This is a genomic window from Xanthobacter luteus, assembly GCF_040049235.1.
Taxonomy (GTDB): domain Bacteria; phylum Pseudomonadota; class Alphaproteobacteria; order Rhizobiales; family Xanthobacteraceae; genus Xanthobacter.
The window spans coordinates 144,154-167,138 of sequence record NZ_JBDZDO010000005.1; the positions used below are offsets into that span (position 1 = coordinate 144,154).

Sequence of the window (22,985 nt, forward strand, 5' to 3'; positions counted from 1 at the left end):
GGGGGTGGGGATTGCGCCTGCGTCGTGCCTGGTGCGTCGAGAGAGGGTCCGCGAGCATCGTCGTCGGGAAGCACTGTCTGCCTTTTCGCGTTTTGACCTGGATCCCAAGCCGGAATCCGAAAATAACATATCTTACCGGTCTGACCAGATGGGCTTGTGCGGATTTTCGTTATGGGTCAAGTCTTCGGCATCCGCCGCGGGCGCAGACCGGCGGGACGGGAGGACGAACGGGATGATGAAGAGCTTCGAGCGGACGCGTCAGCCGGTCCCCATGAAGACCGCCGAGGCGATCCACGAGATGATCCGGGAGCGCAATCTCAAGCCGGGCGACCAGCTGCCCTCGCAGCGGGAGCTGGCCCTTGCCCTCGGCGTCTCCCGCCCCTCTTTGCGCGAGGCGCTGTCGGTGCTCGAGACCCTCGGGCTGATCAGCATCCAGGCCGGGCGCGGCGTGTTCGTGGCCGAGGAGCGCAGCGAGGTGGCGCCGGCGGAAAGCTGGCGCTTCGGCGCCCATTATTCCCTGCGGGAGGTGTTCGAGATCCGGCGCGCCATAGAGGGCGCCGCGGCCTTCCTCGCGGTCCCGAACATGGGGCCGGAGGATCTTGATATGCTTGAGGAAATGAGCCGCGAAATCGAGACGGCCGCGGCCAACCGGGACGTGGTCAAGGTCGCCGAGAACGACGTGCGGTTTCACGATCTGATCTTCGCGCGCTGCGGAAACCGGCTGTTCCGGGACATTTATGCGGAGGTCCGGCGCTTCGTCGTGGAAAGCCAGAAGGTGCCCATGCTCGAGCGCAACCGCCTCGCCGAGACCGCGAAGGAACACCGGCGCCTCGTGGAGGCGTTCCGCGCCGCCAATGCCGACGGCGCGCGCCGCGCCATGGAGCAGCACATTCGCGGTGCCGCGGAGCGGGCGCGCATCTTCCTTTAGCGCCCTGCGCCATCGGGCCGCCGCCGTCGCGGGACGCTCGGAGGACGCGCCTTCCGGCCGCGCTTCGGGCAAAAGCAGGCGCGGCGCCGATGCGCGCGCGAGCTGCATTGCCTTCCCGCCCATCGCCGGGCTCCCGGCGGGGATTGATGGAATTTAGTGCATCCGGCGCCAAAAAATAGGTCTTGCCTGTGATATGGGCTTCGAGACAGACTGTGGTCTGACCAGTCAGAACTGTTGACCTGGACGTTTCTGGATCCCTGACCGCCGGGCATCGACCCGCACCACCCGCCTTCCCTGGACGAACGGACCACGCGCAATGACCAAGACATTGAGCACCCTCTTCGCTTTCGCCGTCCTGTCCGCGACCGCGCTTCAGGCCCGGGCCGCCTGCATCGCTGAGATCAAGCCTGAGGATCTGGTGACGGCGGGCAGCGTGCAGCTCTCCATCAACCCCACCAATCCGCCGCAGCAATATGTGGATTCCGACGGCACCCTGAAGGGGCTCAACGTGGAGCTGGCGGCCGAGATCGCGAAGCGGATCTGCACGCCCGTCATCCTGGTGCGCATGGACTTCCCGGGCATGATCCCGGCGGTGAAGTCCGGGCGCCTCGACGGCATGAACACCGGCATGTTCTGGAACGAGGAACGCTCCAGGATCCTGTTCATGGTGCCGTACGGCACCCAGGGCATGTCGATCGTCGTGGCGCCCAAAGGCGAGGCCGCAATCAAGTCCGCGGCCGATCTCGCCGGCACCGCGGTCGGCGTCGAGAACAACAGCTTCCAGCAGAAGTGGATGAACGAATACAATGCCGCCCAGGTGGCGAAGGGCGCCAAGCCCATCACCATCCGCTCCTTCAACACCGCGACCGACGTCACCGGCGCGCTTCTCGCCGGGCAGGTGGACAGCGCGCTGCTGATCGACAGCGTCGCGCGCGTCCTGGTCGAGAAAGGCCGCGCGCGCGAGGCCGTCACCGGCCTTGGCGAAAACCGCATGTCCATGGCCTTCCGCAACAAGGCCGTGGCGGACGCCGTGGTGAGAGCCTTCAATTCCATGCAGCAGGACGGCACCTACAAGGCGCTGTTCGACAAGTTCGGGCTCAGGGGCCTGCCGGACGGGCAGATGGTGGCCATCGTCGGCCCCGGCCCGCAGTAAAGCGCGCCCGCCATGCACGTTTTCAACGTCGACGCGTTTCTGGGATATCTCGGCAACTGGTTCCTCATCGGCGGCGTCGGCGTCACCATCGCCCTGACGGGCGCCGGCGTGGTCGGCGGCCTCATCCTCGGCATGGGCATCGCGCTGATGAAGATGGCCGAGGCGCGTCCCCTGCAATGGATCGCCGGCTTCTACATCTGGCTGTTCCGCGGCACCCCGCTCTTGGTGCAGCTGGTGGTGATCTATACCGGCCTGCCGCAGCTCGGCATCAAGCTCGGCGCGGTGGAATCCGCGCTCCTGGGCCTCGTTCTGCACGAGGCGGCCTACATGGCGGAGATCATCCGCTCCGGCTTCCTCTCGGTGCCCGCCGGCCAGCGCGAGGCGGCCTGGGCCCTCAGCCTGAACGGCGGCACCGTCTTCTGGCGGGTGATCCTGCCGCAGGCCTTCCGGCTGATGATCCCGCCGCTCGGCAATTCCATCAACGGCCTGCTGAAGGCGACCTCGCTCGCCTCGGTGATTTCGGTCGAGGAACTCATGCGGCGCAGCGAGATGCTGATGCAGGAGCAGTTTCTGACGCTCGAGGTCTATGCGGCGGCGGCCGTCTACTATCTCGCGCTCACCACATTGTGGGATCTCGTGCAGCGGCCGCTGGAAAAGCATTTCGGCCGTTTCGTCCAGAAGAAGAGCCGGTGATGCGCCGACGAGAGAGGATCCGGCCGTGAGCAGATATGTCGACACGTTCAATATCCCCGCCGATGAACGGGCGGTGCGCATGGAGGCCGTCTATAAGAGCTTCGGCGACTTCACGGCGCTGCGCGAGATCGATCTCACCGTGCGCAAGGGCGAGACGGTGGTGATCTGCGGCCCCTCGGGCTCCGGCAAGTCGACGCTCATCCGGTGCGTCAACCACATCGAGAAGCACGACCAGGGCCTCATCTTCGTCAATGGCGTCGAGCTGAAGAGGGGCAATGTGGACCGGGTGCGCCGCGACACCGGCATGGTGTTCCAGAGCTTCAATCTGTTTCCCCACATGTCGATCCTGGAGAATTGTATGCTGGCGCCCATGAGCGCCCTGAAGATGCCGCGCAAGGAGGCCGAGGCGGTGGCCATGGCGCAGCTCGAGAAGGTGCATGTGGAGGACCAGGCGCAGAAATTCCCGAGCCAGCTGTCCGGCGGGCAGCAGCAGCGCGTCGCCATCGCCCGGGCGCTGAGCATGAACCCCAAGATCATGCTGTTCGACGAGCCCACCTCCGCCCTCGACCCCGAAATGGTGAAGGAGGTGCTCGAGACCATGAAGCGTCTCGCGCTGGAGGGCATGACCATGCTGTGCGTCACCCACGAGATGGGGTTTGCGCGCGAGGTATCGGACCGCGTGATCTTCATGAACGACGGACAGATCGTCGAGGTCGAGCAGCCCGAAGAATTCTTCCGCAATCCGAGGTCGGAGCGCGCGAAGCTGTTTCTCAGCCAGATCATCCACTGACGGCGCCAACATCCCGGCGCAAGGACGGCCCATGCCCTATGTCGAAATCCTCTCGTCGGCCGACGCCGCAGCGGCCGCGAAGCAGGCCCTGGTGCGCGCGATGACCGACGCGATCACCGGCGCGTTCAACGTGCCGCCCACCGCCGTCACGGTCTTCTTCCTGCCGGTGGCGCCGGAGAATTACGGGTATCGCGGCGCGTTGGGCGAAGCCGGGGACGGGCCGCGCGTGTTCATCAAGATCCACGCCTACCAGCGCCCGGCCGGTCCCCGCCGGGCGGTGGCCCTGCCGATCTCGCAGGCCGCGAGCACCTGCTTCGGGACGCCCCTGAAGCACGTTTCCATCTACTTCCTCGAGCGCGCTTTCGACGAGGTGGTCCACGACGGACACCTGGTCTGCGATGGCCCGGCACCCGTGCTGTGAAACTTTGAAAAGACGAAACACCGCCATGCCGGCTTTCCTCACCGACGACCAGCGGGCCGTAAGGGATGCGGCGCGCCGCTTCTCCGACGCGCAGGTGGCGCCCATGGCCCGGGCGCTCGACCGCGACGACACGTTTCCGCGCGCCATCTACGCGGCCATGGCCGAGCTCGGCTTCTATGGCCTGAGCCTCGCCGAGGATCTCGGCGGGGCGGGCCTCGATACGCTCTCCCTGAGCCTCGTGATGGCGGAGCTCGCGCGCAATTCCGCCGCCGTCGGCAATGCGTTTGCGATCCCCGTGGAGGCGGCGCTGTTCCTGGCGCACCACGGCAGCGCCGGCCAGCGGGCGCTGATCCCCGACATCCTCGCCGGCCGCCTCGTCTTCGCCACCGCCATGACCGAGCCGGATTTCGGCTCCGACGCCGCCGGCATCCGCACCCGGGCGCGGAAGGTGGAGGGCGGGTTCCGCCTCACCGGCACCAAGGCCTGGGTGACGCTGGGCGGCGTGTGCGACCGCATCATCGTGTTCGCCCGCACCGGCGAGGGGCCGGGCCATAGGGCCATGAGCTGCTTCCTCGTGGATGCCCACGAGGCCGGTGTCACCCGCGGCAAGGCCGAGGAGCTGCTCGGCATGCACGGCCTCGAGGATTGCCAGATCGTCTTCGAGGACGTCTTCGTGCCGGACGCGGGGCTGATCGGCCCGCGCGACGGCGCCTTCAAGCTCGCCATGGAGAATTTCAACTTCTCCCGCCTGCTGATGTCGTCTCTGGCGCTCGGCGTCGCCCAAGCGGCGCTGGAGGACGGCGTCGCCTATGCGCGCACGCGCAAGCAGTTCGGCGCGCCGATCCTCTCGTTCCAGGCGGTGCAGTTCATGATCGCCGACACCTCCACCGAGGTGGACGCCGCGCGCCTGCTCATCCACCACGCCTGCCGGCTCCACGACGCCGGGCTGCCTTATGTGAAGCAGGCGGCGCAGGCAAAGCTCTTCACCACCGACATGGCCCAGCGGGCGGTGACGAGGTCGCTGCAGATCCACGGCGGCAACGGCTATTCGCGCGACTACCGCATCGAGCGGCTCTATCGCGACGTGCGCCTGACCCAGATCTATGAGGGCACCAACGAGATCCAGCGCCTCATCATCGCCCGGCAGGTGGAACAGGAGCTGGCATGATGGACGGCGCCCCGATCCGCACCGAAATCCCGCGCGACGTCCATTTCGAGGACGTCGAGATCGGCGCGCGCTACCGCACCCCCGCGCGCACCATTTCCGCCGGCGACATCCGCGCCTTCTGCGACCTCACCGGCGACCACCACCCGCTTCATACGGACGCCGCCTATGCCCGCAGCCAGGGCTTTGCCGACATCCTCGCGCACGGCCTCTTCTGCCTGTCCCTCATGGAGGGGCTGAAGACCGCGAGCGGCCTCTACGAGCACACCTCGGTCGCCTCCCTCGGCTGGGACGCGGTGAAGTTCCTCGCCCCGGTGGTGGCGGGCGACACGGTGCACGTGGAGTTCGCCTTCGCCGCCAAGCGGCCCTCGGCCAAGGGCGGCCGCGGGGTGGTGACCGAAGAGGTGCAACTCATCCATCGCAACGGCCGCGTGCTGGTCGGCGCGCGCCATGCGGCGCTCGTGATCATGCGCCTGTCCGCAATCTAAAGCTGAACCGGAAACAGGAGACCATTTCATGCGCAGGCTGCTCGCTCTCTCCCTCTTGCTGGGCGCGCTCGGCGCCGCCCCGGGCGCCCTGGCCCAAAGCGCCCCGGCCCAAGGCTGCGCGCCCAAGGTGTCGGCCGATCACCTGGTGGCGCCGGGCAAGCTGCAGATGTCGATCAACCCGACCCTGCCGCCGCAGCAATTCCTCGACGAGAAGGGCGAGCTGCAGGGTCTCAATGCCGAACTCGGCAAGGCCATCGCCGCCAAGCTCTGCCTCGAGCCGGAATTCGTGCGCATGGACATGCCGCCCATGATCCCGGCGCTGAAGGCGAGGCGCTTCGACGCCATCAATACCGGCCTGTTCTGGACCGAGGAGCGTTCGAAGCTCCTGTTCATGATCCCCTACGCGCAGCAGGCCATCAGCATCTACACGCTGCCGGACAGCCCCCTGAAGATCGCGAAGTTCGAGGATCTTTCCGGCCACTCCGTGGGCATCGAGACCGCCACCTACCAGGAGCGGCAGGCCAAGGTGCTGAACGAGAGGATGGTGGCGCAGGGCCTCAAGCCCATCGACTTCCGCTCCTTCAAGACCGCCTCCGAGACCACCGCCGCCCTCAAGGCCGGGCAGATCGAGGCGGGCATCAACATCGACGAGACGGCGCGCGTGTTCGAGGAGAAGGGGCTGGTCAAGATTTGGGTGCAGGGCCTCAACGGCACCGACATCACCCTCGACTTCATCGACCGCCCGCTCGCCGAGGCGGTGGCCAAGGCGCTCGCCGAGCTCAGCGCCGACGGCACCTACGACAAGCTGTTCGACAAGTTCAAGATGACGCGCCTGAAGGATCGCGCCTTCGCCATCCGCGGCACCGGCCCGGCGCAGTAAGGCCTGAGGCCGCCGCCGCATCCTGCCGCGGGCATGCGCGGTGCGGCGGCAACGCCCTGGGGCGCGTGAGGCTGCGCGCGTCCGTCGCAGAGGTAGCCTCCGGGCTTGCCGCCACGGTATGTAGGACGGCGGGAGCGCGCGGCAGGGCAGGGGCGGTGGCGGCCGCGCCGACGACCGCCGCACCGGAGCCGGAGGCCATGCACCAGCCGAGCGCAGCACGCAAAGCCGCCGGGTCGTCGACGGGGCACAACGCGCCGCCCGACCGGTCGGCCCCCGCCCCCGCCTGGCATGCTCTCGCGCCCGATGCAGCGCTCCACGCGCTTCGCACCGGCCCCGACGGCCTTAGCGAGGCGGAGGCGGCGCGCCGGCTTGCGGCCCATGGCCCCAACCGCCTGCCGCAGGGGCGCCGCCGCGGCGCGCTGGCGCGCTTCCTGATGCAGTTCCACAACCTGCTGATCTATGTCCTCATCGCCGCCGGGGCGCTGTCCGGGGCGAGCGGCCACGCCACCGACGCGCTCGTGATCCTCGCCGTCGTGCTGCTCAACGCGGTCATCGGCTTCGTGCAGGAGGGCCGCGCCGAGGCGGCGCTGGACGCCATCCAGGCGATGATCGATCCGCAGGCCGCGGTCCTGCGCAATGGCCGCCGCGTCACCATCGCCGCCGACGCCGTGGTGCCCGGCGACATCGTTCTGCTGGAGGCCGGCGACCGGGTGGCGGCGGACCTCCGGCTGGTCAAGGCCCGCAGCCTGCGCGTGGACGAGGCCGTGCTGACCGGCGAATCCCTGCCGGTGGACAAGGCGGTGCGCGCCGTCGCCGCTGCCGCCGCCCTCGGCGACCGCCTCTCAATGGCGTTCTCGGGCACCTTCGTGACCGCCGGACAGGGCGTTGGCGTCGTCGTCGCCACCGGCCCGGCCACGGAGCTCGGGCGGATCAGCAGCCTGATCGGCGGGGTGAGGCAGCTCACCACGCCCCTGGTGCGGCAGATGGACCGGCTGGCGCGCCAGATCACGGTGGCGGTGCTCGCCGTTTCCGCGCTGGTCTTCGCCTACGCCACCCTGGCCCGGTCCTTCGGGCTGGACGAGGCCTTCATGGCGGTGATCGGCCTTGCCGTCGCGGCCATCCCCGAGGGTCTGCCGGCGGTGATGACGATCACGCTCGCCGTCGGTGTCCGGCGCATGGCGCGCCGCAACGCCCTGATCCGGCGCCTGCCGGCGGTCGAGACTCTGGGATCGGTCTCGGTGATCTGCTCCGACAAGACCGGCACGCTCACCCGCAACGAGATGATGGTGGGCGCGGTGGTGACCGCCGACCGCCAGATGACGGTCGAGGGCGCGGGCTACGCCCCCGAGGGCGGGTTTCGCACCGCAAGCGGGGCGGCGGTCGATCCGGCGGCCGATCCGCTGCTGGAGGAACTCTCGCTCGCCGCGCTTTTATGCAACGACGCGCATCTCAACCGGCGCGGCGCGGTCTGGACGGTGGAGGGCGATCCCATGGAGGGGGCCCTGGTCGCGCTCGCCGCCAAGGCCGGGCACGACGTCGCCGCCGCCCGCGCCGGCTTTCCCCGGCTGGACGAGATCCCATTCGATTCGCGCCATCGCTACATGGCGACGCTCCATGCCCGCGACGGGGATCCGCCCGTGGCCTATGTGAAGGGCGCGCCCGAGCGCATCCTCTCCCTCTGCACCCGGGAGGCGACGGGCGGCGGTGACCGCCCGCTCGATGCCGCCGCCTGGCATCGCCGGATCGATGCGCTCGCCGCCGGCGGGCAGCGCGTCATCGCTTTGGCCCGGCGCCCGCTCGACGCCGCCTCGCGGGAGGTCTCCCCGGCCGCGCTCGGCCGCCATCTCACGCTCATCGGCCTGGTCGGACTGATGGATCCGCCGCGCCCGGAGGCGATGGCGGCGATCGCCGAATGCCAGGCCGCCGGCATCGCGGTGAAGATGATCACCGGCGACCATGCCGCCACGGCGCGCGCCATCGCGGTCCAGCTCGGCCTCTCCGCCGATCCCGAGACGGTCACCGGCCAGGACCTCGACGCTTTGTCGGATGCCGACCTCCAGCGGCGCGCCCGGGAGGCGAGCGTGTTCGCCCGCACCAGCCCCGAGCACAAGCTGCGCCTCGTGGAGGCGCTGCAGAAGGATGGCTCGATCATCGCCATGACCGGCGACGGGGTAAACGACGCGCCGGCTCTGAAGCGCGCCGACGTGGGCGTGGCCATGGGCCGCAAGGGGACCGAGGCCGCCAAGGAGGCGAGCGAGATGGTGCTCGCGGACGACAATTTCGCCACCATCGTCGCCGCCGTGCGCGAAGGGCGCACGGTCTACGATAATCTCACCAAGGTGATCGCCTGGACCTTGCCCACCAATGGCGGCGAGGCGGCCACCATCGTCCTCGCCATCCTGTTCGGGCTGACGCTGCCCATCACGCCGGTCCAGATCCTGTGGATCAACATGGTCACCGCCGTCGCGCTCGGCCTCACCCTCGCCTTCGAGCCGACCGAGCCGGGCGTCATGCGGCGCCCGGCGCGCCCGGCCGGCCAGCCGCTGCTCTCGGGCCGCCTGCTGTGGCGCATGCTGTTCGTATCGGCCCTGATGGTCGCCGGCACCTTCGGCATCTATGGCTGGGCCACCGCGCGCGGCCTCGGCATCGAGACCGCGCGCACCATGGCGGTGAACACGCTGGTGGTGATGGAGATCTTCTACCTGTTCAGCGTCCGCTACGTGCACGGCACCGCGTTGACCTGGCAGGGGGTGCTCGGCACCCGCGCCGTGCTCGCCGGCGTCGCCACCGTGGCCGTGGCGCAGGCCGCCTTCACCTATCTGCCGGCCATGCAGGCGGTGTTCGGCAGCCGCGCGGTGTCGCCGGGCGATGCCATCGCCGTCGTCGCCACGGGCATCGCGCTGCTGGCCGTCGTGGAGGCGGAGAAGAGCCTGTTCGCCCGCTGGGCCGGGAGAGGCGGCTGAACCGGGCGGTCGATGCGCATCTGCGCGTGCCCGCATGTCATGCTAGAAGCGGATGCGGTCACATCGACGGCGACTCGGCATCGCGACCAGGGACGCCAATCTGCGGAGGAAACGCGATGGTGAAGAACGTGCTGCTCCTGCTCGGCGAGAGCCCCTCCGGCCTTGCGGCGCGCGCCTGCGCCCGCAAGCTCGCCCGGGCGCAGGACGCGCGGATCACGTCGCTGTCCGGCGTCGACCTGGCCTTCATCGAGGCGCCGATGCCCGGCGCCATTGGCGGGGCGGCCTACCACGCGCAGATGGAGACCAGCCTCAAGACCGAGGCCGTCGCGGCGCGCCGGCGCGCCGCCGAGACCTTCGCGGCGGAGTGCGCCGGCGAGGGGCTCGCGCCGATCCATGTCAGCTTCGACGGCGATCCGTTCGAGCAGGTGACCGCGGCGAGCGCCACCGCCGATCTGGTGATCACCGGCCACGACGTCACGTTTCGCGGCACCGGCAGCGAACCCCATTCGGATACCCTCAACCGGCTGCTGTTCACGACGCCGCGCCCGGTTCTCGTCTGTCCCGATGACCTGCCGCCCGAAGGCGAGGTCCTGGTCGCCTATGACGGCAGCCTGCCGGCCATGCGCGCGCTGCAGCTGTTCGTGCTGCTGGGCGCCTGGACGGGCCGCCGGGTGCAGGTCGTGTCCGTCGACACCCGCCTCGAGACCGCGCGGCATCTGGCCGAGCGCGCAGCCGAGTTCCTCAAGCTTCATGGCTACGACGCCGCTGCCCGGCCCCTGCGCTCGGCGGAGCCGGCGCCGGAGGTCCTCGCCGCGCAGGCCGCGCTCGGGACGGTGGAGCTGCTGGTCATGGGCGCCTACGGCCACCGCGGGCTGAAGGAGCTGCTGTTCGGATCGACCACGCAGAGCCTCGTCGGTGCGCCGAGCTGCTGCATCTTCCTCTATCACTAGGACGCCGCCCGCGCGCCAGCGCCGGCACCGCCGCAGCGCCGGCCGCCTCCCGCCCCCGCCAACCGGCACTTGAACCAACAGGACTTCCACCAACAGGACTTCCACCAACAGGACTTCCACCAACAGGACTTCCACCAACAGGACTTGCACCAACAGGACTTCCGCCGGGGCTCCGCGCGAGCTTCATCCACCTGACCCTCCGCCAGGCGTGACGAGGCAACCGACGATGACATTGCTGCTTGTGGTCCTGATCCCCTTCCTCGGCGCGCTCATCCCGCCGCTGGTGATCCGCGCCGGCCGCGACACCTGCGCCCTGGCCACCGGCGGCGTGACGGCGCTGTCCCTGGCTCTGCTCTTGTCCCACGCGCCGGCGGTGTTCTCGGGCGCGGTGCCCAAGGCGGGCGTCACCTGGGTTCCAGCCATGGGGCTGTCGCTGTCGGTGTTCGCGGACGGGCTCGGCTTCTTCTTCGCGGCCATGATCCTCGCCATCGGCCTTCTGGTGATCGTCTATGCGCGCTTCTATCTGTCGCGCGAGGATCCCATGGGCCGGTTCTTCGCCTATCTGCTGCTGTTCCAGGGCGCCATGGTGGGCGTGGTGCTGTCCGACAACGTCATCCTGCTCCTGGTGTTCTGGGAGCTGACCAGCCTCACTTCGTTCCTGCTGATCGGCTTCTGGCGCAAGCGCGCCGATGCCCGGCAGGGCGCGCGCATGGCGCTGGTGGTCACCGGGGGCGGCGGGCTCGCGCTCATCGGCGGGCTGCTGCTGGTGGCAGAGGCGGCGGGCACCTACCAGCTCTCGGAGATCCTTTCCCGCGGCGAGATGGTGCGCGCCTCGCCGCTCTATCTGCCGGCGCTGGCGCTGGTGCTGGTCGGCGCGTTCACCAAGTCGGCCCAGTTCCCGTTCCATTTCTGGCTGCCCCACGCCATGGTGGCGCCGACCCCGGTCTCGGCCTACCTGCATTCCGCCACCATGGTGAAGGCCGGCGTGTTCCTGCTGGCGCGCCTGTGGCCGGTGCTCGCCGGTACCGAGGTCTGGTTTCTCGTCGTGGCGCCGGTCGGCCTCGCCACCATGCTGATCGGCGCCGTCATCGCCCTGTTCAAGGACGACCTGAAGGGGCTGCTCGCTTATTCGACGGTGAGCCATCTCGGCCTGATGACCATGCTGCTCGGCCTCGGCACGCCGCTCGCGGCGCTGGCGGCGGTGTTCCACATCCTCAACCACGCCACCTTCAAGTGCGCGCTGTTCATGAGCGCCGGCATCGTCGACCACGAGGCCGGCACGCGCGACATCCGCCGCCTCGGCGGCCTTTTGGTGCTCATGCCGGTGACCGGCACGCTGGCGCTGCTGGCGGCCGCCTCCATGGCCGGCGTGCCGCTGTTCAACGGCTTCCTCTCCAAGGAGATGATGCTGGAGCACGCGGCGCACACCTCCTATCTGGGGCTCGACTTCCTGTTCCCCGTTCTGGCGACGCTGGCGGCCGCCTTCTCGGTCGCCTATTCGGTGCGCTTCGCCTTCGGCACCTTCCTCGGCCCGGCCCGGAGCGACTATCCGCACCCGCCCCACGATCCCGCGCTTGGCATGTGGCTGCCGGTGGCGGTGCTGGTGGTGCCGGTGGTCGCCATCGGCCTCGTGCCGGGGCCGATCGCCGGGCCGCTGGTGGCGCTGACCGCCGGGGCGGTGATCGGCGGGCCGGTGCCGGAGCATCACCTTGCTCTGTGGCACGGCGTCACGCCGGCGCTGGTGATGAGCCTCATCGCCTTCGCCGCCGGCGCCGCGCTCTTCCGCGCCTTCCGCCAAGCGCAGGCGCTGCGCGCGCGGCTGCCGAGGTTCGAGGCGAAGGACCTGTTCGAGCAGGTGACGGGCGGGCTGGTGCTGGCCTGCCGGCGCACCCTCGGCCTGCTGCATGACGGCGCTCTGCCGCGCTATCTGGGCGTGATCCTCGCCACCCTGGTCGCGGTCGGCGGCTATGGCTTCTGGAGCGCCACCCACGGGCCGGGGACGCGCCCGCCGCTGCCGGTGAGCGTGCCCGCCGTGACCGCCTTCCTCGCCCTCGTCCTGGCGAGCGGGGCGGTGCTGCTGTTCCACGCCGAGCGGCTGACGTCGCTGATTCTCACCGGCGTGGTCGGCGTGGTGGTGGCGCTCGCCTTCCTCCAGTTCTCCGCGCCCGACCTTGCATTGACGCAGATCTCGGTGGACGTGGTGACCACCATCCTGCTGCTGCTCGCCCTCAATCTGCTGCCCAAGACCACGCCGCCGGAAGAGCGCCGCGCCGTGCGCTGGCGCGACGGGCTGCTTGCCGGCCTCGCCGGGCTCGGCGTCGCCGGGCTCGCTTATGCGGTGATGACGCGCAGCGGCACCTCGATCTCGGACTTCTACCTCGCCCAGTCCAAGCCCGGCGGCGGCGGCACCAACGTGGTCAACGTGATCCTGGTGGACTTCCGCGGCTACGACACGTTCGCCGAGATCATCGTGCTCGGCATCGCCGCGCTCGCCATCTACGCGCTGCTCGATCCGCAGCTGAAGGGCGCGGCGGTGCGGCGCATCAAGGCCCTGCTTCCCGACGAGGAGGCCAAGGACGCCCATCCTTTGATCCTGGTGGTGGCGACCCGGGTGCTCCTGCCGTTGTCGCTGGCGGTCGGCGCCTACATCTTCCTGCGCGGCCACAACGAGCCGGGCGGCGGCTTCGTCGCCGGCCTGGTGGTCGCCATCGCCCTGATCATCCAGTACATCGCCTCCGGCTACGGCTGGGCGGCGGAGCGCATGAAGGTGGATTCCCAGACCCTCATCGGCGCCGGCGTCGCCGTCGCCGGCCTCACCGGCATCGCCGCCTTCGCCTTCGGCCGGCCGTTCCTCACCTCCACCTTCGGCTATTTCGACTGGCCGATCGTCGGCCATTTCGAGCTCGCCTCGGCCATGGGCTTCGACCTCGGCGTCTTCCTCACGGTGGTCGGGGTGATGCTGCTGTCGCTGGCCCAGCTCTCCCGGGTGGCGCGGCGCATCGATCCGACGCCCGAGAGCGCGAGCCCCATGGACGTGCCGCTGGAAGGCGCCGCGTCCGGCGCCGGCAGGGAGGGCTGAGCCATGGAGCTGCTCGTTGCCGCCGCCATCGGCCTGCTCACCGCCGTCGGCCTCTACCTCCTGCTGCGGGCCCATACCTTTCCGGTGATCCTCGGCCTTACCTTCCTGTCCTACGCGGTCAATTTGTTCCTGTTCACCATGGGGCGCCTCGTCATCGACCTGCCGCCGGTGATCGCGCCCGACGCCCGCGCCTATGCCGATCCGCTGCCGCAGGCGCTGGTGCTCACCGCCATCGTCATCTCCTTCGGCATGACCGCGCTCATCGTGGTGCTGGCGCTGCGCGGCTATCTGGAGACCGGCTCCGACCGCTGCGACCTCGACGCGCCGCGCCACGGCGGCGAGGAAGGCGGGGCATGATCTTAGCCCGCGACCAGCTCATGATCCTGCCGGTGCTGCTGCCGGCCATGACGGCGGCGTTCCTGGTGCTCGCGCTGCGCCACCATCTGAGGCGCCAGCGCATCGTCTCCATCGCCGCGACGGGGCTGCTGGTGGTGCTCGCCGCCATCCTGTTCGCGCAGGCCGCCGACGGCACCATCCGCGCCTACCGGCTGGGCGACTGGCCGGCCCCCTTCGGCATCACGCTGGTGCTGGACCGGCTGTCGGCGACCATGCTGCTGCTCACCGCCGTCCTCGCCTTGGGCGTTGTGCTCTATGCGGCGGGCGGGGTGGACGGGCGCGGGCGGCATTTCCACCCGCTGCTGCAGTTCCAGCTCATGGGCATCAACGGCGCGTTCCTGACCGGCGACGTGTTCAACCTGTTCGTGTTCTTCGAGGTGATGCTGATCGCCTCCTACGGGCTGATGCTGCACGGCGGCGGACCGGTCCGGCTGAAGGCGGGGTTCCAGTACGTCGCCATCAATCTTCTCGCCTCCACGGTGTTCCTGGTGGCGGTCGGGCTGATCTATGCCGTCACCGGCACGCTCAGCATGGCCGACCTCGCGGTGAAGGTGCCGCAGGTGGCGGCGGCCGACGCGGCGCTGCTGAAGACCGGGGCGCTGCTGCTGTTCCTGGTGTTCGCCACCAAGGCCGCCTTGGTGCCGCTGCACTGGTGGCTGCCGGCGACCTATGCCGGGACCTCGGCGCCGGCCGCCGCCATGTTCATGATCATGACCAAGGTGGGGGCCTATGCCATCGTGCGGGTCTACGGCCTCGTGTTCGGCGCCGATGCGGGTCCGCTGGCGCTGGCGGCGGCGCCGTTCGTCCTCCCCGCCGCCCTCGCCACGCTGGTGGTCGGCACGGTCGGGCTCCTCGGCAGCCGCACCCTGCGCGACCTGTCGGCCTTCGCCGTCATCGCCTCCATGGGCACGCTTCTGATCGCGCTCGGCCTGTTCGACGCGGCCGGATTTGCCGCCGGCTTCTACTACCTCGTCCATTCGACCCTCGCCGGCGGGGCGCTGTTCCTCGTCGCCGGCCTGGTCCAGGAGGGGCGGGGGGCGGCCAGCGACCGGCTCGTGCCGGCCCCGCAGATGGGCGCGGAGACGCTCATCGGCGGCCTGTTCTTCCTCGCCGCCATCGCCCTCGTCGGCCTGCCGCCGCTCTCCGGCTTCCTCGGCAAGGTGATGATCCTTCAGGCCGCGCAGGCCTCGTCCTGGTGGCCCTTCATCTGGGCGCTGATCCTTGCCGCCAGCCTCGTCATGACCTTCGGCTTCGCGCGGGCCGGCTCGGTGCTGTTCTGGGCCAGCGGCCCGACCACCGGGGAGCGCCCGCCGCCGCCGGCCGCGGGGCTCGCGGCGGTGGTGCTGCTGCTGGCGCTCACCGTCGGCTGGACGCTCGCCGCCGGCCCAGCCATGGAGGCGCTCGAGGCCACCGCGCGGCAGGCGCTCGACCGGGCGGCCTATGTCGGCGCGGTGCTGGGGCCGGACGTGCGCCTCGCGGGGGGAAACTGACATGCGCGCGCGGCTTCTGCCCCATCCTTTGCTCACCGTGCTGGTCACCCTCGTGTTCATCCTGCTGATGAACGCGGTGACGCCGGGCGTGGTGGTCCTCGGCCTGGTGCTCGGCATCGCCATTCCGCTCGTCACCGCGCCGTTCTGGCCCGGCCGGCCGCGGCTGAAGGCGCCGCTCGCCATCGCCGAATATGCCGGGCTGGTGCTGTGGGACATCGTGGTGTCGAACATCGAGGTGGCGCGGCTGATCCTGTTCCGGCGCGGCGACAGCCTCAGGACCCACTACGTCGCCGTGCCGCTCGATCTGTCGACGCCGGAGGCCATCGCCATGCTGGCCGGCACCATCACCATGACGCCGGGCACCGTGAGCGCCGATTTGTCCGCCGACGGCAAGGCGCTGCTGGTGCACTGCCTGGAGACCGCCGACCCGCAGGCGACGGTCGCCGCCATCAAGGCGCGCTACGAGCGCCGGCTGAAGAGGATCTTCGAATGATCGCCGCCGCCGTCACCATCGCCGGGGCCGCCATCTGCCTCGCCATCGCGCTCACGCTCTACCGCCTCGCGGTGGGGCCGGACGCCACCGACCGCGTGCTGGCGCTCGACACCCTGGTGATCGAGACCATCGCCCTCATCGTGCTCGGCGGCATCGCCTACGGCACGGCCATGTATTTCGAGGCGGCGCTGCTGTTCGCCATGGTGGGGTTCGTCACCACCGTGGCGTTCTGCAAGTTCCTGCTGCGCGGCAACGTGATCGAATAGGAGACGCTCATGCCTGTCCTCATCGAGGCGCTGGTCGCGGCGCTGATCCTCGTCGGCGCCTTCTTCCTTCTGGTGGGCGCGCTCGGCCTTGCCCGACTGCCGGACATGATGCGCCGGCTGCACGGCCCCACCAAGGCAACCACGCTCGGCATAGGCGCGCTGCTCATCGCCTCCATGGTCTATTTCGCCGGCGTGCGCGGCAGCTTCTCGATCCACGAGCTGCTCGTCACGCTGTTCCTGTTCCTCACGGCGCCGGTGAGCGCGCAGATGCTGGCCAAGGCGCACATCCTGCGCGCGCGGGCCGAACGCAAGCGCCTGCCGCCCACCGGGACCGCCACCGGGTGGGCGACGCTGGACGCGGGCGAGTAGGGCCCGGCAGGACCCCGCCGGCGCGCGGCGGCGCGCCGGGGCTCGCGCGGCCGCGGCGGGGAGGGTACGATCCCGCCTGTTCTCCCCCCTGGCGCCGCACCAGCCACCTCCGGAGCCTTGACCGATCCATGGGGCATCTCCAGCGCACCATCCTCGCCGGCATCCTCGCCTTCCTGCCCCTCGCCATCACCATCTGGGCCGTCGGGCTGATCCTCGACCTGCTGTCGGGCGTCGGGCGGCCCTTGGTGAACGCGCTGGCGGGCTGGGCCGGGATGGTGGTGCCGAAGCTCACCGACGTGCTGACCAGCGACACCGTCGCCTGGGCGCTTGCCATCGTCACCACGATCCTCCTGTTCTACCTGCTCGGCCTGCTGACGCGGGCGGTGATCGGCCAGCGGCTCCTCGGGCTGGTGGACACCGTCATGAACCGGGTGCCGGTGGTGGAGAGCCTCTATCGCGCGGTGCGCCAGCTCCTCGCCTCGTTCGAGGCCCGGGACGGCGGCAGCCAGCGGGTGGTGCTGATCGAGTTTCCCTCGCCGCAGATGAAGACCATCGGCCTGGTGACACGGGTGTTCACGGACGTGGACAGCGGCGCGCAGATCGCCGCCGTCTACGTGCCGACGACGCCGAACCCGACCTCGGGCTACATGGAGCTGGTGCCGGTGGAGCGCCTCGTCTGGCTCGACTGGACGGCGAGCGAAGCGATGCAGTTCATCGTCTCGGGCGGAACCGCGGCGCCGAACAGCATCCGCTTCAACGGGAACACCCCTCCGCCGCCTGCCGGCTGACGGCGCGGCGGCGCCGGCCGGTTCCCATTTGACGGGGCGGGCGGGCCTGACTACCTGTGCCTCAGCGCCCGCGTCCGCGGCGCGCGCCCGGAGGCCTGAAGGTGTCGCTCGTCGCCACGATCCGCAAGTCGCTCGTGCCCGTGCATCGGCAGGGCTACCCCTTCATCGCCGGAGCGGCGGTGATCGCGCTCGCCATCCTCTCGCTCAACACCTTCTTCGGCATGATCGCGGTGGGCCTCGCGCTCTGGACGGCGCTGTTCTTCCGCGATCCGGTGCGGGTGACGCCGGTGCGCGAGGGCCTGGTGGTGGCCCCCGCCGACGGCACCATCTCCTCGATCGGTCCGGCCCGGCCGCCGCGCGAGCTCGACCTCTCGGACGAGCCGCTGCTGCGCGTCTCCATCTTCATGAGCGTGTTCAACGTGCATGTGAACCGGGCGCCGGTGACCGGGCGCATCGAGCGCGTCGCCTACAAGCCCGGCATCTTCCTCAATGCCGACCTGGACAAAGCGAGCGAGGACAATGAGCGCAACGGCCTCGTCATCCGCACCATGGCGGGGCGGGTGGGCTGCGTGCAGATCGCCGGCCTGATCGCCCGGCGCATCGTGTGCTTCGTGCGCGAGGGCGAGGAGATCGGCGCCGGCGATCGCTTCGGCCTGATCCGCTTCGGCTCGCGCCTCGACATCTATCTGCCGCCAGGCACCAAGGTGCAGGTGGCGGAGGGCCAGCTCACCACCGCCGGCGAGACCATCATCGCCGACCTCACCGGGGCGGGCGCGCGCGACGTCGCCTACCGGGTGTCCTGAGCCATGGAGACGCCGTTTCCCCCCTTCGACCCGGAGGGCCGCCCGCGCTTCGGCCGGCTCGGCCGCATCCCGCTGCGGGTGCTGCTGCCGAACCTCGTGACCCTGCTGGCCCTGTGCTCGGGGCTCACGGCGGTGCGCCTCGCCATCGAGGAGCGCATCGAGCTCGCGCTCGCCGCCATCGTGTTCGCCGCGCTGCTGGACGGCATCGACGGCCGGCTCGCCCGCGCGCTCAAGGGCACCTCGCGCTTCGGCGCCGAGCTCGACAGCCTCGCCGACTTCGTGAACTTCGGCTGCGTGCCGGCGCTGATGCTCTATTTCTGGGGGCTCAACGAGGCCGGCGCGTTCGGCTGGATCGCGGCGCTCACCTATGCCATCTGCGCGGCGCTGCGCCTCGCGCGCTTCAACGTGATGCTGGACGACCCCGACCGGCCGGCCTTCGCCGCCGACTTCTTCACCGGCATCCCGGCCCCGGCCGGCGCCATCACCGTGCTTTTGCCGGTCTATCTGGAGCTGCTCGGCGCGCCGCACGGCTTTTGGAGCGCGCCGCTGGCGCTGATCTACTGCCTCGCCATCGCCTTCCTGATGATCTCCAACGTGCCCGCCTGGTCCGGCAAGACGCTGGGCGGGCGGGTGCGCCGCGACATGGTGCTGCCGCTGTTCGTGCTGGTGGCGCTCTACTTCGCGCTGCTGGCGAGCTTTCCCTGGGCGGTGCTCGCCACCTGCTCGGCGATCTATCTGGCGCTGCTGCCGGTGTCGGCGCTGCGCTACCGCAGGCTCATGGCCGCGCATCGCGCCGAGAGCGCCCAGCACGGCCGGCCGCGGAGCGAGCGGGCGGCCGAAGACCCCGCAGCGCCCGCGCCGCCGGCGCCCGGCCCTTCAGCCTGACGCCTGCCGCGAACACAGGCGGCGCAGCGGCCCGCGGTGCCGCAGCGCCTACGCTGCGGGCGGTTATTGTATGCAATGTGCAGCTAATGACTAAATTCTGCGCATTATTGCACTCCGAAGCTCCCCTCCGATTGAACTCATTGTGAAAAAACTTCAATAAAATCAATATATTATAAATTATTGCATACAACTGGCACGACCCTTGAATGGGGATGGGCAGGATTCGCTTGCCATCCGCCATGAGGGGACATCGCCACATGAACCGCCGCGAGTTTATGACCTCCGCCTCCGTCACGGCCGTCGCCACCGGCGCGGGCGTCGCCGCGCCCGCCGTGTTCTCTCCCGCCAAGGCGCAGGCGCGCAACGAGACGCTGCTCATCGTCTCGGAGAGCGGGCCGAACAATCTCGACATCATGGGTGTCGGCACCAACGTGCCCGGCTACGAGGCGAGCTGGAACTGCTACGACCGCCTGATCACCCACGAAATGACCGAGAAGGACGGAGTGCGCTATTACGACCGCGACAAGCTCAAGGGCGAGCTGGCGGATGACATGAGCATCGGCGACATGTCGGCGACCTTCAAACTGAAGAAGAACGCCACCTTCCAGGACGGCACCCCGGTCACCGCCAAGGACGTGAAATGGTCGCTCGACCGCGCGGTCTCGGTGGGCGGCTTCCCCACCTTCCAGATGAAAGCGGGCTCGCTGGAGAAGCCGGAGCAGTTCGTGGTGGTGGACGACCACACGGTGCGCATCGACTTCATCCGCAAGGACCGGCTCACCATTCCCGACCTCGCGGTGATCGTGCCCTGCGTGGTGAATTCCGAGCTGGTGAAGAAGAACGCCACCGAGAAGGACCCGTGGGGCCTCGAATACACCAAGCAGAACACCGCCGGCTCGGGCGCCTACAGGGTCACCAAATGGACCTCCGGCACCGAGGTGGTCTATGAGCGCTTCGACGACTGGAAGGGCGGCCCGCTGCCCAAGATCAAGCGCGTGATCTGGCGCATGGTGCCGTCCGCCGGCAACCGGCGCGCGCTTCTGGAGCGCGGCGATGCCGACATCTCCTACGACCTGCCCAACAAGGATTTCGTGGAGCTGAAGCAGGCCGGCAAGCTGAACATCACCTCCGTGCCCTATTCCAATGGCCTGCAATATATCGGCATGAACGTCACCAAGCCGCCGTTCGACAACCCGAAGGTGCGCGAGGCGGTGGCCTATGCCATTCCCTACCAGAAGATCATGGACGCGGTGCTGTTCGGCCTCGCCAAGCCCATGTTCGGCGCGCCGGCCGACTATCAGACCAAGGTCGCCTGGCCGCAGCCCACCAAGTTCAACACCGACCTCGCCAAGGCCAAGGCGCTGCTCGCCGAGGCGGGCTATCCGGAGGGGTTCGAGACCACGATCTCGTTCGACCTCGGATTTGCCGGCGTCAACGAGCCGATCTGCGTGCTGCTGCAGGAGACCCTGGCGCAGATCGGCATCAAGACCACGATCAACAAGATCCCCGGCGCCAACTGGCGCGGCGAGCTGACCAAGAAGACGCTGCCGCTCTACACCAACGTGTTCTCGGGCTGGCTCGATTATCCCGAATACTTCTTCTTCTGGTGCTATCATGGCAACAACGCCATCTTCAACACCATGAGCTACCAGTCGAAAGCCATGGACGCCTTCATCGATGCCGCCCGCCAGTCCGCGGCGGTGGGTGACAAGGGCGCCTATGACGCGGGCGTCAAGGGCATGGTGGACCTCGCCTTCGCCGACGTGCCGCGGGTGCCGCTCTACCAGCCCTATGTGAACGTCGCGATGCAGAAGAACGTCACCGGCTACGAATACTGGTTCCACCGTCGGCTCGACTATCGCGCATTCGCCAAATCCTGAGGCGGCGCGATCCCGAGGTCGCGCCTCGCAAGGTGCGCGCGGGAGGGGTGGCGCCGGAGGGGCGCCGTGCGTCACCCCTTTCTCCGTTCCCGGGGCGGCGCCGGGCCCGGGAGGCAGGCTCCGGCCGGGCCGGAGCATGATGCAGGGGCAGCGGGCGGGCCGAGCCGTCGTGCCGCACGCCCGGGACCATACGAGGAGAGGGCCATGCTGAAGCTCATCGCCAGCCGTCTCGCCACAGCCGTGCCGAGCCTGATCGGCGTCGTCATCGTCACCTTCCTGCTGACGCGGGTGCTGCCCGGCGATGCCGCGGCCTATTTCGCCGGGCCCGCCGCGACGCCGCAGGCGATCGCCGAGATCCGCGCCAAGCTCGGGCTCGACAAGCCGCTGCCGGTGCAGTTCGTGGACTATGTGGGGGCGCTCGCCGCCGGCGACCTCGGCACCTCGCTGTCCACCGGCCAGCCGGTGGCGCAGGAGATCGCCGCCCGGCTGCCCGCTTCGGCCGAGCTGACGCTCAGCGGCCTCGTCCTCGCGCTCGCCATCGCCGTTCCGTTCGGCATCATGGCGGCCGTACGGCAGGGCTCGTGGGTGGACCACGCCTGCCGGCTCATCACCACGGCGGGCGTGTCGCTGCCGGTGTTCTTCACCGGCCTGCTGCTGGTCTATGTGTTCTACTTCAAGCTCGGCTGGGCGCCGGCGCCGCTGGGGCGGCTCGACGTGTTCTTCTCCGCCCCGCCCACCATCACCGGCTTCTACCTCATCGACAGCCTGCTCACCGGCGAGTTCGAGACCTTCCGCGCGGCGCTCGCGCAATTGGCCGTGCCCTCCATCACGCTCGCCATCTTCGCGCTGGCGCCCATCGCCCGGATGACGCGCGCCTCCATGCTGGCGGTGCTGTCCTCCGAGTTCGTGCGCACCGCACGGGCGGCGGGGCTGACCGACTATACCGTGATCATCACCTACGCCTTCAGGAACGCCATGCTGCCGGTGATCACCACGCTCGGCATGGTGTTCTCCTTCCTGCTCGGCGCCAACGTGCTGGTGGAGAAGGTGTTCGCCTGGCCCGGCATCGGCTCCTACGCGGTCGAGTCGCTCATCACCTCGGACTATGCGCCGGTGCAGGGCTTCGTGCTCGCCATGGCGGTGCTCTACGTGGCGCTGAACCTCGTCATCGACATCACCTACGGCATCATCGATCCCCGCGCGCGGAGCGAAGCATGACCATCGCCTCGGTCGAAGAGACCCATCAGAGCGGCCTGGCCGCCACGCTGAAGCATGCCCGCTACGTGATCTCGGACAATCCTGTCACCGGCGTCGCCTTCGGCATGGCCCTGGTGCTGGTGGTCGCGGCGCTGATCGGGCCCTATGTGGTGCCCTACGACCCGCTCGCCAGCGACACGGCGGCGGCGCTGAGCCCGCCCTCGGCCGCCCACTGGTTCGGCACCGACAATCTCGGGCGCGACATCTTCTCCCGCGTGGTGGCGGCGACCCGGCTCGACCTCGCGATCGCCGTGTTCTCGGTGGCCCTGGTGTTCGCGGCGGGCGGCGTCGCCGGCATCGCCTCCGGCTTCTTCGGGGGGTGGACCGACCGCATCGTCGGGCGCATCTCCGACACCATCATGGCCTTCCCGCTGTTCGTCCTGGCCATGGGCATCGTCGCGGCGCTGGGCAATTCGGTCACCAACATCGTGATCGCCACCGCCATCATCAACTTCCCGCTTTATGTGCGGGTCGCCCGCGCCGAGGCGGCGATCCGGCGGCAGGCGGGCTACGTGCAGGCGGCGCGCCTCACCGGCAATTCGGAATGGCGCATCCTTTTGACGACCATCCTGCCCAACATCATGCCGATCATGATGGTGCAGATGTCGCTCACCATGGGCTACGCGATCTTGAATGCGGCGGGCCTTTCCTTCATCGGCCTCGGCGTGCGCCCGCCGACGCCGGAATGGGGCATCATGGTGGCCGAGGGCGCGGCCTACATCGTCTCCGGCGAATGGTGGATCGCGCTGTTCCCGGGCCTCGCGCTGATGTTCGCCGTGTTCTGCTTCAACCTGCTGGGGGACGGTCTGCGCGACATCGTCGATCCCCAGCGCCGCACCTGAGGGAGG

The 22,985-nt window shown here is 69.4% G+C and carries 22 protein-coding genes; all 22 read left to right on the plus strand.

The window, feature by feature from the left end:
• Nucleotides 1-4: 4 nt before the first annotated feature.
• Nucleotides 5-928: a FadR/GntR family transcriptional regulator gene (locus ABLE88_RS16065; RefSeq protein WP_348832704.1), complete on the plus strand. Its 924-nt coding sequence runs from the start codon at nt 5-7 to the stop codon at nt 926-928.
• Nucleotides 929-1,244: 316 nt separating this feature from the next.
• Nucleotides 1,245-2,081, plus strand: coding sequence for a transporter substrate-binding domain-containing protein (locus tag ABLE88_RS16070; RefSeq protein ID WP_348832705.1), 837 nt, complete (start codon nt 1,245-1,247; stop codon nt 2,079-2,081).
• A 12-nt stretch (nt 2,082-2,093) separates the two neighbouring features.
• The gene (locus ABLE88_RS16075) at nt 2,094-2,774 is read left to right on the plus strand and encodes an amino acid ABC transporter permease (RefSeq protein WP_348832706.1); all 681 of its coding nucleotides are present in this window, start codon (nt 2,094-2,096) and stop codon (nt 2,772-2,774) included.
• Between the two features lie 79 nt (nt 2,775-2,853).
• Entirely contained in the window at nt 2,854-3,564 is a 711-nt protein-coding gene (locus ABLE88_RS16080; protein WP_348832961.1) for an amino acid ABC transporter ATP-binding protein, read from the plus strand.
• A 31-nt stretch (nt 3,565-3,595) separates the two neighbouring features.
• A complete protein-coding gene (locus ABLE88_RS16085) occupies nt 3,596-3,985 on the plus strand; it encodes a tautomerase family protein (RefSeq protein ID WP_348832707.1) in 390 nt (129 codons plus the stop codon).
• 25 nt (nt 3,986-4,010) lie between these two features.
• Nucleotides 4,011-5,153: an acyl-CoA dehydrogenase family protein gene (locus ABLE88_RS16090; RefSeq protein WP_348832708.1), complete on the plus strand. Its 1,143-nt coding sequence runs from the start codon at nt 4,011-4,013 to the stop codon at nt 5,151-5,153.
• Nucleotides 5,150-5,638 (plus strand): MaoC family dehydratase, encoded by a 489-nt coding sequence (locus ABLE88_RS16095; protein ID WP_348832709.1) that lies wholly within the window; start codon nt 5,150-5,152, stop codon nt 5,636-5,638. The genes ABLE88_RS16090 and ABLE88_RS16095 overlap by 4 nt, the downstream gene beginning before the upstream one ends.
• Before the next feature lie 28 nt (nt 5,639-5,666).
• Nucleotides 5,667-6,518: an ABC transporter substrate-binding protein gene (locus tag ABLE88_RS16100; protein WP_348832710.1), complete on the plus strand. Its 852-nt coding sequence runs from the start codon at nt 5,667-5,669 to the stop codon at nt 6,516-6,518.
• Between the two features lie 197 nt (nt 6,519-6,715).
• A complete protein-coding gene (locus tag ABLE88_RS16105; RefSeq protein WP_348832711.1) occupies nt 6,716-9,481 on the plus strand; it encodes a cation-transporting P-type ATPase in 2,766 nt (921 codons plus the stop codon).
• A gap of 116 nt (nt 9,482-9,597) precedes the next feature.
• Entirely contained in the window at nt 9,598-10,431 is an 834-nt protein-coding gene (locus ABLE88_RS16110) for a universal stress protein (protein WP_348832712.1), read from the plus strand.
• Between the two features lie 226 nt (nt 10,432-10,657).
• A complete protein-coding gene (locus tag ABLE88_RS16115) occupies nt 10,658-13,510 on the plus strand; it encodes a monovalent cation/H+ antiporter subunit A (protein WP_348832713.1) in 2,853 nt (950 codons plus the stop codon).
• Nucleotides 13,511-13,513: 3 nt separating this feature from the next.
• Nucleotides 13,514-13,867 carry a Na+/H+ antiporter subunit C gene (locus ABLE88_RS16120; RefSeq protein ID WP_348832714.1) on the plus strand — a complete coding sequence of 118 codons (354 nt, stop codon included), beginning with the start codon at nt 13,514-13,516 and terminating at the stop codon, nt 13,865-13,867.
• Nucleotides 13,864-15,396 (plus strand): monovalent cation/H+ antiporter subunit D, encoded by a 1,533-nt coding sequence (locus tag ABLE88_RS16125; protein ID WP_348832715.1) that lies wholly within the window; start codon nt 13,864-13,866, stop codon nt 15,394-15,396. The genes ABLE88_RS16120 and ABLE88_RS16125 overlap by 4 nt, the downstream gene beginning before the upstream one ends.
• Before the next feature lies 1 nt (nt 15,397).
• Nucleotides 15,398-15,889: a Na+/H+ antiporter subunit E gene (locus ABLE88_RS16130; protein ID WP_348832716.1), complete on the plus strand. Its 492-nt coding sequence runs from the start codon at nt 15,398-15,400 to the stop codon at nt 15,887-15,889.
• Nucleotides 15,886-16,155: a K+/H+ antiporter subunit F gene (locus ABLE88_RS16135; RefSeq protein ID WP_348832717.1), complete on the plus strand. Its 270-nt coding sequence runs from the start codon at nt 15,886-15,888 to the stop codon at nt 16,153-16,155. Before ABLE88_RS16130 ends, ABLE88_RS16135 begins: the two co-directional genes overlap by 4 nt.
• Nucleotides 16,156-16,164: 9 nt before the next feature.
• Nucleotides 16,165-16,524 carry a Na+/H+ antiporter subunit G gene (locus ABLE88_RS16140; protein ID WP_348832718.1) on the plus strand — a complete coding sequence of 120 codons (360 nt, stop codon included), beginning with the start codon at nt 16,165-16,167 and terminating at the stop codon, nt 16,522-16,524.
• Nucleotides 16,525-16,652: 128 nt separating this feature from the next.
• The gene (locus tag ABLE88_RS16145; RefSeq protein ID WP_348832719.1) at nt 16,653-17,312 is read left to right on the plus strand and encodes a DUF502 domain-containing protein; all 660 of its coding nucleotides are present in this window, start codon (nt 16,653-16,655) and stop codon (nt 17,310-17,312) included.
• Between the two features lie 101 nt (nt 17,313-17,413).
• The gene (locus ABLE88_RS16150) at nt 17,414-18,115 is read left to right on the plus strand and encodes a phosphatidylserine decarboxylase (RefSeq protein ID WP_348832720.1); all 702 of its coding nucleotides are present in this window, start codon (nt 17,414-17,416) and stop codon (nt 18,113-18,115) included.
• A 3-nt stretch (nt 18,116-18,118) separates the two neighbouring features.
• On the plus strand, nt 18,119-19,000 hold the full coding sequence (gene pssA, locus ABLE88_RS16155; protein WP_348832721.1) for a CDP-diacylglycerol--serine O-phosphatidyltransferase: 882 nt from the start codon (nt 18,119-18,121) through the stop codon (nt 18,998-19,000).
• Nucleotides 19,001-19,257: 257 nt separating this feature from the next.
• Complete coding sequence (locus ABLE88_RS16160) at nt 19,258-20,880, plus strand: ABC transporter substrate-binding protein (RefSeq protein WP_348832722.1); 1,623 nt, start codon at nt 19,258-19,260, stop codon at nt 20,878-20,880.
• A gap of 204 nt (nt 20,881-21,084) precedes the next feature.
• The gene (locus ABLE88_RS16165; RefSeq protein WP_348832723.1) at nt 21,085-22,098 is read left to right on the plus strand and encodes an ABC transporter permease; all 1,014 of its coding nucleotides are present in this window, start codon (nt 21,085-21,087) and stop codon (nt 22,096-22,098) included.
• Nucleotides 22,095-22,979 carry an ABC transporter permease gene (locus ABLE88_RS16170; RefSeq protein ID WP_348832724.1) on the plus strand — a complete coding sequence of 295 codons (885 nt, stop codon included), beginning with the start codon at nt 22,095-22,097 and terminating at the stop codon, nt 22,977-22,979. The genes ABLE88_RS16165 and ABLE88_RS16170 overlap by 4 nt, the downstream gene beginning before the upstream one ends.
• The last annotated feature ends 6 nt before the right edge of the window (nt 22,980-22,985 follow it).